A 16,945-nucleotide genomic window follows, 5' to 3' on the forward strand; every position below is an offset into this window, starting at 1 on the left:
TCAAAATTGAGACGGTTTTTTTTATATCAAGGCAGGGTACAACAGGATAGTTATCAGTTATTTAATAAGTAAATTTGATTATTAAATTTTTCAATAAGAATGGTTTGGAATTTAAGTGGTAATTGGTAAAATTAAGTGGTTTTAATTTTACAAAAGGCAGTAACTCGGTTACTGCCTTTTTTGTTTTAATACATGGTAAATTTGCAGGACTAAATGTAAAAAATAAATACATTTTCGTTACCATATTTCAAACATAGCCCAAGGTTTCAACCTTGGTAGCGCAATATATATATCTGTATTTTACTATATCACCCAAGGTTGAAACCTCGGGCTATGTCTATAAAATGGATAATCAGCAATTTTTTTTCATCATATTAATAGTAACCACTTGTTTAACAGAGGAAACAGATATTTGCACACGTGTCATTACATGTACCTTCAAACATAGCCCAAGGTTTCAACCTTGGGAGACCTGGTGAAGATACGTGATTAATGTACGCACAAACCTTTGGCCATGTCTATATTAGAATGTGATTTTAACAAAAATATAGTTCCGATTTACAGGGCACAACAGGATACCGATATCGTTTTAGTGACATATCTTTAAAGCTTTAGTATAAAAATTAAATTACCTATGATTTATTTGAAAAAGCTTTCTTTATTATTCATTATTTTAGGATTTAAATTGACACTCCATGCTCAGGTAAAATTGCCTGCTTTAGTAGCAGATAATATGGTTTTACAACAAAATTCAAAAGTAAATTTATGGGGATGGGCTTCTCCAAATGAAAAAATAAACATTCAGTTAGGCTGGCAAAATACACCTGTAGAAATTATAGCAGATTTAAATGGAAATTGGAAAACTACTGTAAATACACCAGTTGGAAGTGAAAAACCATACGATATCACAATTGAAGCTTCCAATAAAATTATACTAAAAAACATTCTGATTGGTGAAGTTTGGATTTGTTCTGGTCAATCGAATATGTATTTCCCTGTTGGGAAGGAAGATGGAACCTGGAAAACAGGGGTGAAAAATTATGAAGAAGAAATTAAGAATGCCAATTTTCCATCCATCAGATTGTTTACAGTTCTAACAAAAGCTTCTCAAAAACCATTAGAAGATGTTACCGGAAGCTGGGCAACATGTTCACCATCTACTATAAAAACATTTTCGGCAGTTGCTTATTTTTTTGGCAGGGATTTGTATCAAAAATTGAAAATTCCAATCGGATTAATTTCGTCTTCATGGGGAGGAACAAAAGCCGAAGCCTGGACTCCTCAAACGGTTTTAGAAGGAAATACGGACTTTTTACCTATCCTGGAACAAGATGCAAAAAATGAAAAACTGTTTCAGGAAAAATTAGAAACGTATTATGCCGATTTGAAAAAAGAACGATTGGCAAACAATATAGAGGGTTTTAAAAGCCAACTAAAAAAGCCGAAAAAAGAAGAAAATAAAACATCATATGTACTTTATAATGCGATGTTACATCCTTTGGTAAATTACACCATGAAAGGTGTAATCTGGTATCAGGGTGAAAGTAATGCCGAAAAAGCATTTTTATACAGAAGCTTATTTCCAGCAATGGTAAAAAGCTGGCGAGATGAATGGAAGCAAGGCGATTTCCCTTTTTATTATGTTCAGATCGCACCACATAAAGGTCAAAATCCGGACATTAGAGAAGCACAATTAATTGCGTCAAAAACAATTTCAAATACCGGAATGGTTATTACTACTGATGTTGGAAATGCGACCAATATACACCCAATCGACAAACAAACTGTAGGTTATAGATTGGCTTTAATTGCCAAAGCCAAAACATACGGCGAGAATAAATTGGTATATTCAGGGCCAACGTACAATCACTTGAAAATCAAAAAGGATAAAATTCAATTGTTTTTTGATGATGTAGATTCGGGTTTTAAAAAGCCATCAGAAGATTTAAAAGAATTTGAAATTGCCGGTAATGATCAGGTTTTCTATCCTGCAGAAGCAAAAATTGATGGAAAAACGATTGTGGTTTCGTCATCAAAAGTAAAAAATCCAACAGCAGTTCGTTTTGCCTGGAAAGCTGTTCCGGAACCCAATTTATTCAATAACGAAAATTTACCTGCATCACCTTTCAGAACAGACGATTGGGAAGTGGGAGTTCAAAAGAAATAAAATGAATCGAAGAAAATTTATAATAGGAAATTCACTTGCTGTTATGGCACTTTGCCTTCCGTTTCCGGTTATGGCAAATGATTTTATGGATGATCCAAAACTTTCAGATTTCGAGAAAAGGCTTCGGCCAGTTGGGCGCGCACTCGAATTTGAAGATTATTATGTTTGGTGCAACAGCCCAATTGAAGGTCCGGATGGTAAAATTCATGTGTTCTTTTCAAGATGGCCAAAAGCAAAAGGAATGAGCGGATGGATCAGTAGTTCTGAAATTGCCCACGCCGTTGCGGATAAACCGGAAGGTCCATATGAATATGTAAGCACTATTTTAGCCCCTCGCGGTGAAGGTTTTTGGGATGCCACAACCTGCCATAATCCGAGTATTCATTTTGTAGACGGAAAATATGCGCTGTTTTTTATGGGAAATTCTAATGGGAAAATGAATACCAAACGTGTCGGATTAGCTACTGCAGATTCGCTTTACGGGCCATGGGAAAGACCAGATAAACCTTTATTGCTTCCGGGAAAACAAGGGGAATGGGACGATCTTTTGACCACAAATCCTTCTTTTCTAAAACATCCAAATGGTGAGTATTGGCTTTACTATAAATCTTTGGATACCGAGAATTACGAACATCCAAAATTCCCTATTAAAGGGAACAGAAAATACGGTTTGGCCATTTCAAAATCACTCCACGGTCCTTATGAAAAATACAAGAACAATCCGGTAATTGATTTTTCTAAACTGGGAGATAATAAACAATGTGAAGACGCTTTTGTCTGGTATGAAAATAAGAAATTCAAAATGTTAGCAAGAGATATGGGCGTTTTTGGAATTGATAATGGCTTATATATGGATTCTGACGATGGTATTCACTGGAGCGATCCTTTGATTTCATATCAGCCTTTAAATAAATATATAAAACAGCCTGAAGCACCGAAACATTTAAATAGATACGGTCGTGGAGAACGTCCGCAATTATTATTTCAAAACGGAAAAGCAACGTATTTATTTATGGCTTCACAAGGAGGAAAATATGAAACCTCTTCCGGATTTATTTTTAAAATAGTTTAATTAAATAATTTTTAACCCCAAAAAAATGAAAAATAACCAAACTATCAGAAACGCTTTCAAAATGCAATTAAAACCTGGTTTTGAAACAGAATATAAAAAGAGACATGACGAAATCTGGCCTGAATTGCAATCGTTACTTTCAGAAACGGGTATTCAGGACTATAGTATTTTTTTGGATGAAGAAAGTTTAACTCTTTTTGCAGTTCAAAAAATTAGCCCCAATTTTGATGAAAAGCTGTTGCCCAATCATCCAATCGTAAAAAAATGGTGGGCCTATATGGCTGATATAATGGAAACATATCCTAATAATTCGCCAGTTACTGTTCCATTAAAAGAAGTTTTTCATTTGGATTAATTAAATTGTGAAATGCGAAACAAAGAAAACCTGAAACAAAACAAAATGAAAACGAATCTTTATCTGTCAATCGCTTTAACGGCAACGATATTGACAAGTTGTAAAGCGCAACAGAAATCAACAGGAACGACAATAATCTTAAAAAACACTTCAGAATTGACAGTGCCCCAAAAAGCTATTGTAATTAAAAGAAGTCAGTTTTCTATAAAAGAAGATTCGAAAGTTTATCCAATTTTAATCCATAAAAAAGATACGATTCCAGCGCAATTAAATGATTTAGATGGAAACGGAAAATGGGACGAACTTTTTCTGGTAACTGATTTTGCTCCAAATGAAAAGAAAACGGTGGAACTAAAATGGTCTTCTCTTGATCCTAAATTTCAAATAAAAACAAGTGTTCGTTTCGGAAAAAGAGAAGCTAAAAATTTGCCTGTTCAACCCGCAACAGAAGAAGTTTTGATGGCAAATCAGGTATACAAAAAGTTAGGTTTCCAGAAATACCAAACAGACGGACCAACCTGGGAAAATGATAAAGTAGGTTTCAGACATTATTTAGATGGAAGAAACTCAAAAGATGTTTTCGGAAAAAAAATCCCTGCAATTACTCCTGAAGATGTCGGAATCAATAGTAAAGGCGAAGTAGAAGATAATTATCATCAAATGTACGACTGGGGAAGAGATATTTTTCCGGTTGGAAGTTCGGCTGGTTTAGGAGGTTATGCCTTATTGATCAACGATAAAATCAACCGACTTGGAATTTTGACGAATGACACTTTGAATAACGTCGAAAAAACAACTTTTAAGATCGTAAGTGAAGGCCCGGTAAATTCGGTTTTAAGTTATAGATATCAAAATTGGGAAGCTTCGGGAAATAAATATCAGGTTCAGGAAACTACCTCAATCTGGCCGGGAATGTACGGTTATGAAAACACAGTTAAAATTGACGGTCTTAAAGGAAAAGAAATTTTTCTGGCAGCAATTTCAAACCTGAATAATAAAAATCCTTTGAAAGTAGTTGAAGCCGGAGATTGGGTTTGTTTTATTCAGCATGATTATTTAACCTATGAGCACACATGGATTTTAGGGACTGCCATTTTGGTTCCGAAGAACATTTATAAAGGATATATCGAAGCTCCTAAAACCGGGCAACTAACAGATTCTTATCTGGCAAAACTATCAATAGAAAACAATAAAGAAATCAGCTATTATGCGATAGCAGGTTGGGAATTGAGCGCCGATCCAAACTTTAAGGATTCCACTTATTTCAGCAATTATGTAACCACTTTGGCGAAACAACTGTCTGCCAAAATAAATGTTGAAATAGGAAAATAAAACAATCTCATTTTAAACTAAACTAACACTAGCTATGAACTATAAATCGACCAAAATTATAACCTTATTTGCGTTTGGAATCTGCACTGCCATAAACGCTCAAAAAACTGATGCAACAGCGCCATTGCACTTAATGCAGCCAGATTATCCAACACCATATGTTATTCCACAGAAAGAAAACATAAAAGTGGTGTTAGACAGAGTCTATAATTTTTTGGATAAAAACTCGGCTTCCAAAATTGTAGATGCTACTACTAAAGCTGTAATTACAGATTATAAAAAAGGCAATCAGGACATTGTATTTGAGCCAGGTGCTTTTCGATTAACAAGTTATGAATGGGGTGTGACATACGCCGGAATGCTTTTGGCGTCTAAAGCCACAGGCGAAAAATATTTTGCAGATTATTCCAATAAAAGAATACAATTGATTGCGGATATTGCTGCCAATTACGACGAAAAAAACATCAAAGACAAAGACATGCTCAAAACGCTTCATCCTGAAGCATTAGATTTTGCAGGAGCGCTTTGTGCAGCATTTATTAAAGCCAAAAAAGAAGGTTTAAAAGCAAATGCTGATCCTTTGATAAACAATTATATTGATTTCATAAGCAATAAACAGTTTCGATTAAAAGACGGAACCCTGGCCAGAAACAGGCCTCAGGACAATACACTTTGGTTAGATGATATGTTTATGAGTGTGCCGGCCTTAGCCCAAATGGGGAGTTATACCGGAGATGTAAAATATTTTGATGACGCTGTAAAACAAGTCAATCAGTTTTCTAAAAGAATGTTTAACGAACAAAAAGGCATTTATATGCACGGCTGGGTGGAGTCGATGACAGTGCATCCTCAGTTTCATTGGGCGAGAGCCAATGGTTGGGCGGTTATGACCATGGTTGAATTGTTAGAAGTTTTACCAAAAAATCATCCGGGATATCCTCAGGTTTTGGCGCAATTACAAAAACATATTGCAGGTTTAGTACAATATCAGGACGGAACTGGTTTTTGGCATCAGTTATTAGACAGAAATGATACCTATTTAGAAACATCGGCAACAGCTATTTATGCCTATTCGATTGCAAGAGCTATTAATCGCGGTTATGTCGATAAAATGACATATGCTCCGGCTGTTTTATTGGCATGGAATGCAGTGGCGACAAAAGTAAATGACAAAGGCCAGGTAGAAGGAACCTGCGTTGGAACCGGAATGGGATTTGATCCTGCATTTTATTATTATCGTCCTGTAAATGTTTTCGCGGCCCACGGTTACGGCCCGATTTTATTAGCTGGAGCTGAAGTAATTTTAATGTTGAATGATAGTCAGTTCCAAATAAATGACAGTTCAATTCAGTTGAAAATAGAAGGGAAAAATAATTTGCATAAGTAATGTGAAGAGTTAGAAGTTAGGTGTTTTGCACTATGCAGAAGTGATTTTGCAAAGTCGAAACGCAAAATTTTCAGAGTTCAGTTTGTCATCTTTAGGAACGAAGGATCACACTAGAAGCTCGACAAAGATTGGCGATTCCAGGAACGGAATTCCTTGTGTGATCCTTCGTTCCTCAGGATGACAAATAAAACTTCGCTCGATTAATTCAACCCAAAAGATTTAATTTATGAAACTCAGCCCAACAATAAATATACTTTGCTTGTTGTTCACCGTAACAACTTTTAGCCAGATTGGAACCCGATTTCCATCAGAAAAAAAGACCATAAAAGATCCGGTCACCGGTGTTGATTTGATTTTTCTAACGACAAAATCTGCGGGTGATTCCAAAACCTATCCAACGCATCCGCAATGGACTGCCGATGGACAATGGCTAATTTTTAGAAGCAAAAGAGCCAATGATGAAGCTATGGCGGTAAACGAAAAATCAGGAATAATGGTTCAGGTTACCGAAGGCGGTTATACCGGAACATTATGCATGGCTCAAAAATCGATGAAATTGTATTTTATGCGCAAAGCAGAGGGCGATAAAATGCAAATTATAGAAGTCAATCTGGAAGCCGTTTTTAAAGACAGTCAGGATGGAAAGATGAAACCGGTTTCGGCTTATGAACGTGTTTGCGGAATTACAACTCCAGAAATGGGTGCTTCCGGAGATATGGCTTTGGATGCTGATGAAGATCGCGTTTACTTTAGAATTGGAAAAGAAGAAGCAGCAAGACATATAGACGCAAATGTAAAAATTGAAAAGAATTTTGGGCCAAGAAATATGGGGGCAGGCCCGGGCGGAATTGGCAGTATGAATATAAAAACAGGCAAATTCAAACATGTAATTTCTGTTCCATTTCAGGTTGGACATATTCAGTCGAACATTTGGAATCCGGGCGAATTGGTTTTTTGTTGGGAGACGGGAGGAAAATCGCCTCAAAGAACATGGACGGTTATGGCAGATGGAACTGGTTTAAGACCTTTATATCCCGAATCAGATTTTGAATGGGTAACGCACGAAGCCGTAATTTCGAAAGATGAGGTTGCCATGGCGATTATGGGACATCGCAAAATAGATATTCAGAAAGAAACTCCAGTTGAAGTTACCACAAGTACAGAAGTTCGAAATCCTCAAAATCCGGGTCAGGAAAGTAATTGGGGAAATTCGGGAACACGCGAAAAACCAACTGGTTTGGCTATTGTAAACTTAAGAACGCGCGAAATGATTATCGCCGGACAAACCAAAAGCGGAAGTGGTTTGTGGCACGTTCATGGCTCTGCTGACGGAAGATGGGCAGTTGGAGATGACTTCTCCAGAAGTCTTTATTTAATCGACAGAAAAACAAATGAAATGATTATGCTGACGACCGGACATAAAGACACCGCGGCAGATCATATTCATCCTACTTTTAACAGAGACGGAACAAAAATTCAAATTCAGTCCGCAATGCTTTCTGCAGATAATAAAACGATGAATATTTGCATTGTAAATGTTCCGAAAGAATGGCTGAAACGTAAATAGAGAAGAAAGAGAATAGAAGAAAGAAAATAAAATGGTTATTAAAAATTGTTCCAATTTACGAGGCTTGAAAAAAGAAATAAAATTTATTATTCTTTTGCTGAATTCGGTTTTCGCATTTGCGCAACAGCCTGGAAAAATGGACGCCATTTATTCTGGAGTTCCCTGGTTTGATCAAAACGGAAATATTGTAAGCGCTCATGGTGCCAACATCATTAAAGAGAATGATACATTTTATCTTTTCGGAGAAGCACATACTAATGACAGTAATGCTTTTGCAGGATTTAATTGTTATTCGTCAAAAGATCTTTATAATTGGAAATTTGAAAGCATCGCACTACCGGTAGAAGAATCTGGAAAATTAGGTGCCAATAGAGTGGGAGAAAGGGTCAAAGTAATGAAATGTCCTAAAACCAATGAATATGTTATGTATATGCATGTTGATAGTTTAACCTATAAAGATCAGTTTGTTGGCTATGCCGTTTCAAAAGAAATAAAAGGCCCTTACGAATTTAAAGGCCCGCTTTTGTTTGAGGGAAAACCAATTAAAAAATGGGATATGGGAACTTTTCAGGATCATGATGGTTCTGGATATATTTTGGTTCACGGCGGTGAAATTTATAAATTGAATGATGATTATAAATCGGTTACAGAGAAAGTAAACGAAAATATCACCACGGGATTTGAATCGCCAACACTGTTTAGAAAAGATGACCTCTATTATTTTATTGGTTCGCATTTAACGAGTTGGGAGAAAAATGATAATTATTATTACACCTCAAATTCACTAAAAGGACCATGGACATCTCAGGGTTTGATTGCTCCGGAAGGAACATTGACATGGAATTCCCAATCGACCTTTGTATTGCCAATTCAGGGTTCAAAAGAAACGACTTTTATGTTTATGGGTGACCGTTGGTCTTTTCCCAAACAGGCTTCTTCAGCAACTTATGTCTGGCAACCGCTTGTGATTTCGGGAACTTCAATTTCGATCCCTAAATATCAGGAAGCCTGGCAACTCAATACTTCAACAGGAATTATTTCTAAAACAGAAATTAAAGATGAAGTAATTAAAAATACGGATAAGCAAATTCAATACAAAGGAAATTGGAAACATCTCAATAATGAAGTTCCTGAAAGTAAATCGGATGAAAAAGAGGCTTCGTTTTCAATTCGGTTTAACGGTCGACAAATTGCATTCAATAGTTTTGTTGGTTCTGAAAATGGTTATGCCAAAGTGGTTTTAACCGATGAAAAAGGAAAAGAAATTGTAAAGGCGATTATTGATATGTACAGTAAATTTTCAATGGAATCGCAAGTGTTTGTTTCTCCAATTTTGAAGAAGGGGAAATATAGAATAACCGTTTCTGTAACCGGAGAAAGACCAAATTGGTCGGATAAAAGAAAATCGCATTATGGAAGTACAGGATATTATGTTTCTGTAAATCAAATAAAAATAAAAAAATAGATATTAAATAAAACAACGACAATGAAAAAGTTTTTCGCTTTAGCCCTATGTGTTCTGGGAATTTCTCAGGCCTCATTTTCGCAAAAATATGCCAATGATAAGTTTCCTGATGGAAGTGAAATTACGCCTTGGTTTAAAGATTATACCAAACTTCAATTAAAAGATTTAGGTAAAAAATACACGATAACCGATTTTGGAGTTGGTAAAGACAGCACCAAAATCCAAACCGTTGCGATTCAAAAAGTAATTGATAAAGCGTCTGCAAATGGCGGAGGCGTAATCATTATTCCGAAAGGAGTTTTTCTGAGTGGTGCTTTATTTTTTAAGCCAAAAACAAGTTTATACGTTAGTGAAGGCGGAGTTTTAAAAGGTTCTGATGATATTGCCAATTATCCAATTATGCCATCCAGAATGGAAGGTCAGAATCTGGATTATTTTCCTGCATTGGTAAATGCTTATGGTGTTGATAATTTTTCAATTTCGGGAAAAGGAACCATCAACGGAAATGGGAAAAAATACTGGGATGCTTTCTGGGCGCGCCGTAAAGAGAATCCAAAATGCACGAATCTTGAAGTTTCCAGACCAAGATTGGTTTTTATATGGAATTCAAATAACGTACAATTGCAAGATGTAAAACTGATTAATTCTGGTTTTTGGACCAATCATTTCTACAAATGTAATAATGTAAAAATGCTGGATTTGTATATTTTTTCACCACATCTTAAAGACAAAGCACCAAGTACAGATGCTATCGATATTGATATTTGCAGTAACTTTTTAGTAAAAGGATGCTTCTTGTCGGTTAACGATGATGCGATTGCTTTAAAGGGTGGAAAAGGACCATACGCAGATCAGGACAAAAACAACGGACCAAATTCAAATATTATTATTGAAGACTGTAATTTCGGATTTTGTCACTCGTCTTTAACCAACGGAAGCGAATCGATCCACAACAGAAATGTAATTATGCGTAATTGTAAAATCGACGGAGCTTCAAGATTATTATGGCTAAAAATGCGTCCCGATACGCCTCAAAGATATGAATACATTAGAGTAGAAGACATCAAAGGTTCAGCCAAAACTGGCCTGGCGGTTTTTTCCTGGAAACAGTTTTTCGACTTAAAAGGCCGTCCTGATATTCCGCTTTCCTATGGCGATAATGTGACGCTAAAAAACATAGAATTAAAATGCGAGACTTTTTATGGAGTTGAAAATGACCCAAATGTGCGTCTTTCCAATTTCACTTTCGAAAATTTAAATATCGAATCCACTAAAACAGAGATTAATAAAAGCCTGATAAACGGAGTAACTTTTAAAAATGTTTATGTGAATAAAGTGCTTGTTGATTAAAAAGAGATTCTAAGTTACTAAGATTCTGAGGTTCTAAGGTTTTTTTGGAGAGGCGGATAGCAGTGCGTTAATATCGAATGGCTTTACTCAAAGTATATTTGAAGTTACCACAAAGTTTGCCATTCCTCGGAATGACAAAAAATGAGAATAAAATCTGCGTAGATCTGCCTAAATCCGTTTAAATCTGCGTGCAATGACAATTCAAACAATACCATCAAAATGAATAAGATTCTAGCAATTATCTGCGCAATATCAACTTTGACATCCTACAGTCAGGATAAAAATGCTGTGGAGTTTTCAATTGCGGATGCCAATCAAACAGCAACTATTTATATTGATAAAAATGCCGATGCACTAATTGTTTGGGCGGTAAATGATTTAGCAGATGATATTAAAGAGATAACAGGAAAACGTCCGGAAATTATCCCAACAGATTTATTTTCTAAAAAAGGAATTTATATTGGAGAAGCTTCTTCCAATTTATTTCGATCTCAAAAAAGTAAAAAAGAAGTAGCAAATCAATGGGAGAAATTTTCCATTCAAAAAGAAAAAGAAAATTTAATAGTCATAGGAAGCGATGTACGTGGAACTGTTTACGCAATCTTTGAAATTGCTGAACGACTCGGAATTTCTCCATGGAAATGGTGGGCAGATGTACATCCTCTAAAGAAAGAAAATGTAGCATTACAACTTCCCCGTAAGGGAATAGTTTCATCGCCATCAGTGCAATATCGAGGCATTTTTTTAAATGACGAAGATTGGGCATTACAGCCTTGGGCGGCGAAAACATTTGAACCGGAAACAGGTGATATCGGTCCAAAAACATATGAGAAAATATTTCAGTTGTTACTGCGATTAAAAGCGAACACGATTTGGCCAGCAATGCATCCGTCCACAAAAGGATTTTTCACCCTTCCGTGGAATAAAGAAATGGCGCAAAAATACCATATTGTTATCGGATCTTCTCATGCAGAACCAATGCTTCGGAATAATGTGGATGAATGGAAACTAAAAATTTACGGCGAGTATAATTATTTTACCAATAAAACCCAGGTCGATAAATATTGGCAGGATCGTTTGGACGAATTAAAATCGGCTCAGAATGAGACTATCATGACATTGGGAATGCGGGGCGTGCACGACAGCAAAATGGAAGGTGCGAAAGATTTAGCAGCATCAATTGATATGGTCGAAAAAATCATTGTCAATCAACGTGAAATGCTTTCGAACACTTTCAAAAAACCTCTGTCATCCATTTCGCAAGCCTTTGTTCCGTATAAAGAAGTGTTGGAATTATACGACAACGGACTCAAAGTTCCGGATGATATTACCTTAGTCTGGCCCGATGATAATTACGGCTACATTCGTCGTTTGAGTAATGAAGAGGAGCAAAAAAGAGCAGGAGGAAGCGGTGTTTATTATCACATCAGTTATTGGGGAAGACCTCACGATTATCTTTGGCTGAGTACAACACAGCCAGGTTTAATTTGGTACGAAATGAATAAGGCTTACGAAAACGGAGCGAAGAAAATGTGGATTGTAAATGTCGGTGATATCAAACCTGCAGAATATGACACCGAACTTTTTTTAGATTTAGCCTGGAATATCAACAGTATAAAATCGGATGGATTAAAGGAATATTTGAAAGATTGGGCTTCACGGGAATTTTCGCCTAAAATCAGTTCAGCAGTTAGTCAAATTTTTGAAGAATATTATCGTTTGGCGTTCCTTAGAAAGCCCGAATACATGGGTTGGAGTCAAACGGAACCGACAACTCCTGTAAAACTTTCTGATCTCTCTGAAGAAGAAATCTGGGACAGAATTAAAGCATATAACAGACTTATTGAAAAAGTAGATAAGTTGTCTGATTTGATTCCGCCAGAACGAAAAGATGCATGGTTTCAATTGGTTGTTTATCCTGTAAAAGGTGCCGCTTATATGAATCATAAATTTTTATATTGGAATTTAGAAGCGACAACTTCTGATGAAAATCAAAAGGAAAAGTATCAGGTTTTGGCTTTAGAATCTTATCAGAAAATTGAAGGGTTGACCAATTATTATAATACTAAACTGAGTAACGGAAAATGGAAAAACATGATGTCGATGCATCCGAGGGATTTACCCGTTTTTGATGCGGTTAAAAAGAATACATTTTCTAAAGAATCGTCAAAATTAAGTTCAGACAAAATTGTTATTCAAGGGAATCAATTTGCTTCTAAAAAAGAGGCGGAAGAATATAAATGGAAGACGATTAACGGTTTAGGATACAGTAACAATGCGGTTACTTTATTTCCATTAAAACAACAGGATTTTAAAACCGAAAAGCCTTTTGTTTTATATGAATTTAAAATAGAAAATGCTGGCGAATATGAAATTGAAGTTCATTTGCTTCCGACGCATTCCAATAATTTTGATCAGGAAATCGGAGTTCATTTGGATGAAAAAACAATTCAGTTTTTCAAAATAAATACCAAAGACCGTGATAAAACATGGAAGAAAAATGTGCTTCGAAATAGTGCTATTGTAAAAGTATCAGCATCAAATTTGCAGAAAGGGAGACATACAATTAGGATTGAAGTTAATCAAACCGGAATTGTATTGGATTACATAACGGTAAAAGCTAATTAAAATGATGAAAAACAGGAATACAAGAATACAGTTGTTAATCATGCTATTGTTTTGTTTTTCAATTTCGTATAGTCAGGGAATTCAAAAGAAATTAGTAGAAAAACCTAATATTATTTTGATTATTGCCGACGATATGGGATGGAATGACGTTGGCTACCATGGCTCAGAAATCAAAACACCAAACATCGATTATTTAGCCCAAAATGGAGTAGAACTCAATCGGTTTTATGTTAATCCTACTTGTTCTCCCACAAGAGCGAGTCTCTTAACAGGAAGGCCTTCGAGCCGTATGGGAATTGTAGCGCCAATTGGAGATCGGGATCAGACCAAATTACCGGATTCAATACCAACTTTGCCGAAATTATTGCATCAAAATCAATATCAGACTGCACTTATCGGAAAATGGCATTTAGGATTGCAACTCGCCAGTGGCCCAAAAGCGTATGGTTTTGATTATTCGTACGGCTTTTTACACGGACAGATAGATCAATACACGCATTTGTATAAAAATGGAGATAAGAGTTGGTATAGAAATGGTGAGTTTATAGAAGAGACAGGTCATGCCACCGATTTGATCACAAATGAAACCATCAAATGGATTTCTGAAATAAGAGATCCTAATAAAAATTTCTTTTTGCAGGTTGCCTATAGCGCACCGCATTTTCCTTTGCAGGAAGAACAAAAGTGGAAAGACCCTTATATGAATTCCATTAAAGACAGTTCACGCAGGGATTATGCCGCTGCAGTAGCTCATATGGATAACAGCATAGGTTTGTTGCTTGAAAAATTGAAACAGCAAAAACTGGATGAAAATACATTGGTAATTTTTATGAGTGATAATGGTGCTATGGAAAACTGGGATTCCAAAAACGAATACAACGGTGTCCATCCATCGAATACCACTCTTGGAGACAATAAGCCGCTTAGGGATTGGAAAACATCCAATTATGAAGGTGCTGTGAGGGTGCCGTGTGTGATGTACTGGAAAGATCATTTGAAGAGTTATAAAAACTCAAATTATATTTCAGTTATTGACCTGTTGCCAAGTATTTTATTTTTGACTGGAGAGAAGACTTTACCTCAAACTGTAGAAGGAAAGAATGTCTGGTCAGCAATTGCTGAAAACAAAACGATCCCCAATCAGGAAATTTATATAAGAGGCCATTTGCAGGAAAGTTTAATCAGCAAACCCTGGAAAATAATCAGAACAAGACATCCCAAAGCAATACCAGCGGACTATGAATTGTATAATATTGAAAAGGATCCAGAAGAAAAGAATAATGTCTGGAAGCAAAATGAAGTAATCGCAGCACAAATGGAAACTGCTCTTGAAAATCAGTTTAAAAAGGATGCTAAAAAAGTTAATAATGAGAATATTAAATAAAATAGGGATAGAAAAAGTACTGTAAATAGGTGTTAAGACGTTAATATTAAGTTTTAAGAAGAAAAAAAATAGTAGTATTTATTTGATGTAAGTAATTGATAATAAAGTGAAAAGCTTTGAGATTAATTTATTATTAACGGGAAGGGTAAAAAGAGTTATAATTTTAACATTAAAGATGCGTTATCTATCAAGCAAACTTTTATTTTTGCGCCTTAATTTAACACTTATAAGCATGAAAGATCTATTAGTAAAAATCAACGCCGAAATTGACACATTCAAAGCAGAAGCTGAATCTTTAACTGAAAAAGGTATTAAAGCTGCTGGAGCTAGAGCACGTAAATCAACTTTAGAACTTGAAAAACTTTTAAAAGAGTTCAGAAAAGTTTCTATCGAAGAATCAAAAAAATAATCTTTTTTGAATTAAAAGATAAAACCTCGTTTAAGCAATTAAACGAGGTTTTTTTTAAGTTATAAGTTATGAATTTTGGCATAGCCCAAGGTTTTAACCTTGGGAACACAATACAAAAAACAATATGATTTATCTATCCGTCACCGAAGGTTGAAACCTTTGGGATTAGTTTGGTGATCTATATTGCGCACCCAAGGTTGAAACCTTGGGCTATGTTAAAAGAAATTAAATTGGGATTTTTTGAGTAAATAGTATAACTTACAACTATTTAGAAATTTCAATATAATCCTTCAAACTACATTCCTTAATTTTTTTAATGCTTTCGGCAACTGTCAATGCATTCAAAGTCGCACCTTCCAAACCTGTATGCGTGTGGTCTTTCGGGAAGAAGTCTTTTACTTTTTCTTTTCCTAAAGCTTCATATTTTAGAGCTACAATTTCATTCAAATCAATATAATAAGCGCCTTCCTTATCGGCAGTGGTTTTAGACCAGTTTCCGTAGGTATCAGTTCTGCGTTCGACTTTATCGTTTGGCCATTCGTTTCTTGGCGTCTGACTTAAAACAATCGGAATTGCACCTTTTTCTTTCGCTTCTCTGATGAATTTTGCCATGTACCAGCCAAAAGTATGTACGATTCCTTTTGAACCGTCAGGGCGTATTACTTCTTGTGTTTCTTCCCCGTTTCCTTTTAGGGAACCTCTAAATTTTTCTTTGTCTACAGCGCCTGCATCGTTATGTCCAAACTGAATCAAGATAAAATTTCCCGGTTGTAATTGGTTTTTAACTTCATCCCAAAGACCTTCATAAACAAAAGTTCTGGTGCTTCTTCCGCCACGCGCTTTATTGACAACTTCAATTCGGGTCGTATCGCAATACTGCGGAAAAGGAACGCCCCAGCCCACAGCATCAGGATTACCGTCGTTACTCGCCATGGTAGAATCCCCAATTAAAAACACTTTTTTCTTAGCTGGAAGTACAATTTTAGGATTTTCTAAAATGTAATTTTTTAAATAATTTTTACTCGTTTTCAATTCATTAATAATAACCGAAGCCGAAAGTACAGCACCTTTTGCAGAAGTATGCGTATGATCTTTTTTATAGAAATAAGTTCCGGTTACTTTTGCTTCGCCGAATTTTTCCATTTCAAGGGCCATTTTTTCATTCAAATTGATGAAAGTAACCTTTTCCTTTTCAGCAATTTGTTTGGCCCACAATCCGTATGATTTGTCGTTACGAGGTACTTTGCCTTCCTTCCAGTCGTTTCTCGGAATGGGAGAACAAATAATCGGAATAGCTCCTTTTGCTTTGGCCTCCTGAACCATTTTTTGAATGTACCAGCCGTAGCTGTGAACAATTTCATGTTTTTTGGTTATTAAATTGTCAATTTCCTGGGTTTCATTTCCAATTCCTTTAATGGTTCCTCTGGCGCGAATAGTATCATTTACAGGTCCATCATCATTATGTCCAAATTGAATCAGTACATAATCGCCTTTTTTTAATTTATTTAAAACTTCTATCCATAAACCTTTGTCCTGAAAAGTTCTCGAACTTGTCCCTCCCAAAGCATGATTTTCAATATGTACTTTGGTGGTATCTAAAAACTGGCCAATAAAATCTCCCCAGCCCCAAAGTCCGCCGGTTCCGTCGCCTTTGCCATTTTTAACGGTTGAATCTCCAACCATATAAACAGTTGGTTTATTGTCTTGTTTTGAAGTAAAATTGAAAAATAATACCGTAAGAAATAAGACAGAAAGTATTTTAACTGATTTCATTTTCTTAATTATGAGTTATGAATTGTATGTGTTTATTTAACCGCAAAGTTCGCAAA

The 16,945-nt window shown here is 35.7% G+C and carries 12 protein-coding genes; 11 read left to right on the forward strand and 1 reads right to left on the reverse strand.

The window, feature by feature from the left end; genetic code table 11:
• Positions 1–634 precede the first annotated feature (634 nt).
• The 11 genes from AC6CH4_RS15475 to AC6CH4_RS15525 all read left to right on the forward strand — a co-directional run bounded on the left by AC6CH4_RS15475 (position 635) and on the right by AC6CH4_RS15525 (position 15,116).
• The gene (locus tag AC6CH4_RS15475) at positions 635–2,167 is read left to right on the forward strand and encodes a sialate O-acetylesterase (protein WP_498104463.1); all 1,533 of its coding nucleotides are present in this window, start codon (positions 635–637) and stop codon (positions 2,165–2,167) included.
• A 1-nt stretch (position 2,168) separates the two neighbouring features.
• On the forward strand, positions 2,169–3,239 hold the full coding sequence (locus AC6CH4_RS15480) for a glycoside hydrolase family protein (protein WP_498104465.1): 1,071 nt from the start codon (positions 2,169–2,171) through the stop codon (positions 3,237–3,239).
• A gap of 25 nt (positions 3,240–3,264) precedes the next feature.
• Positions 3,265–3,594: an L-rhamnose mutarotase gene (gene rhaM, locus AC6CH4_RS15485; RefSeq protein WP_498104467.1), complete on the forward strand. Its 330-nt coding sequence runs from the start codon at positions 3,265–3,267 to the stop codon at positions 3,592–3,594.
• Between the two features lie 45 nt (positions 3,595–3,639).
• A complete protein-coding gene (locus AC6CH4_RS15490; RefSeq protein WP_498104469.1) occupies positions 3,640–4,926 on the forward strand; it encodes a DUF4861 family protein in 1,287 nt (428 codons plus the stop codon).
• Between the two features lie 34 nt (positions 4,927–4,960).
• Positions 4,961–6,313: a glycoside hydrolase family 88/105 protein gene (locus tag AC6CH4_RS15495; RefSeq protein ID WP_498104471.1), complete on the forward strand. Its 1,353-nt coding sequence runs from the start codon at positions 4,961–4,963 to the stop codon at positions 6,311–6,313.
• Positions 6,314–6,539: 226 nt separating this feature from the next.
• Complete coding sequence (locus tag AC6CH4_RS15500; RefSeq protein ID WP_498104473.1) at positions 6,540–7,880, forward strand: hypothetical protein; 1,341 nt, start codon at positions 6,540–6,542, stop codon at positions 7,878–7,880.
• Between the two features lie 64 nt (positions 7,881–7,944).
• On the forward strand, positions 7,945–9,345 hold the full coding sequence (locus AC6CH4_RS15505) for a family 43 glycosylhydrolase (RefSeq protein WP_498104475.1): 1,401 nt from the start codon (positions 7,945–7,947) through the stop codon (positions 9,343–9,345).
• A gap of 21 nt (positions 9,346–9,366) precedes the next feature.
• Positions 9,367–10,695 carry a rhamnogalacturonidase gene (locus tag AC6CH4_RS15510; RefSeq protein ID WP_498104477.1) on the forward strand — a complete coding sequence of 443 codons (1,329 nt, stop codon included), beginning with the start codon at positions 9,367–9,369 and terminating at the stop codon, positions 10,693–10,695.
• Between the two features lie 219 nt (positions 10,696–10,914).
• Positions 10,915–13,323 carry a glycosyl hydrolase 115 family protein gene (locus tag AC6CH4_RS15515; RefSeq protein WP_498104479.1) on the forward strand — a complete coding sequence of 803 codons (2,409 nt, stop codon included), beginning with the start codon at positions 10,915–10,917 and terminating at the stop codon, positions 13,321–13,323.
• Between the two features lies 1 nt (position 13,324).
• Entirely contained in the window at positions 13,325–14,707 is a 1,383-nt protein-coding gene (locus AC6CH4_RS15520; RefSeq protein ID WP_498104481.1) for a sulfatase-like hydrolase/transferase, read from the forward strand.
• Between the two features lie 232 nt (positions 14,708–14,939).
• Positions 14,940–15,116 (forward strand): BF3379 family histone-like protein, encoded by a 177-nt coding sequence (locus AC6CH4_RS15525; protein ID WP_026983373.1) that lies wholly within the window; start codon positions 14,940–14,942, stop codon positions 15,114–15,116.
• A gap of 264 nt (positions 15,117–15,380) precedes the next feature.
• Here the strand turns inward: AC6CH4_RS15525 and AC6CH4_RS15530 are convergent, their stop codons facing one another.
• Entirely contained in the window at positions 15,381–16,889 is a 1,509-nt protein-coding gene (locus AC6CH4_RS15530) for a rhamnogalacturonan acetylesterase (protein ID WP_498104483.1), read from the reverse strand.
• Positions 16,890–16,945 lie beyond the last annotated feature (56 nt).

This window comes from Flavobacterium sp. GQ95 (assembly GCF_059758655.1).

Coding starts and splice junctions, on each gene's coding strand:
- AC6CH4_RS15475 (WP_498104463.1), top strand. CDS start 635: ATGATTTATTTGAAAAAGCTTTCTTTATTATTCATTATTTTAGGATTT.
- AC6CH4_RS15480 (WP_498104465.1), top strand. CDS start 2,169: ATGAATCGAAGAAAATTTATAATAGGAAATTCACTTGCTGTTATGGCA.
- rhaM (WP_498104467.1), top strand. CDS start 3,265: ATGAAAAATAACCAAACTATCAGAAACGCTTTCAAAATGCAATTAAAA.
- AC6CH4_RS15490 (WP_498104469.1), top strand. CDS start 3,640: ATGAAAACGAATCTTTATCTGTCAATCGCTTTAACGGCAACGATATTG.
- AC6CH4_RS15495 (WP_498104471.1), top strand. CDS start 4,961: ATGAACTATAAATCGACCAAAATTATAACCTTATTTGCGTTTGGAATC.
- AC6CH4_RS15500 (WP_498104473.1), top strand. CDS start 6,540: ATGAAACTCAGCCCAACAATAAATATACTTTGCTTGTTGTTCACCGTA.
- AC6CH4_RS15510 (WP_498104477.1), top strand. CDS start 9,367: ATGAAAAAGTTTTTCGCTTTAGCCCTATGTGTTCTGGGAATTTCTCAG.
- AC6CH4_RS15515 (WP_498104479.1), top strand. CDS start 10,915: ATGAATAAGATTCTAGCAATTATCTGCGCAATATCAACTTTGACATCC.
- AC6CH4_RS15520 (WP_498104481.1), top strand. CDS start 13,325: ATGATGAAAAACAGGAATACAAGAATACAGTTGTTAATCATGCTATTG.
- AC6CH4_RS15525 (WP_026983373.1), top strand. CDS start 14,940: ATGAAAGATCTATTAGTAAAAATCAACGCCGAAATTGACACATTCAAA.
- AC6CH4_RS15530 (WP_498104483.1), bottom strand. CDS start 16,889: ATGAAATCAGTTAAAATACTTTCTGTCTTATTTCTTACGGTATTATTT.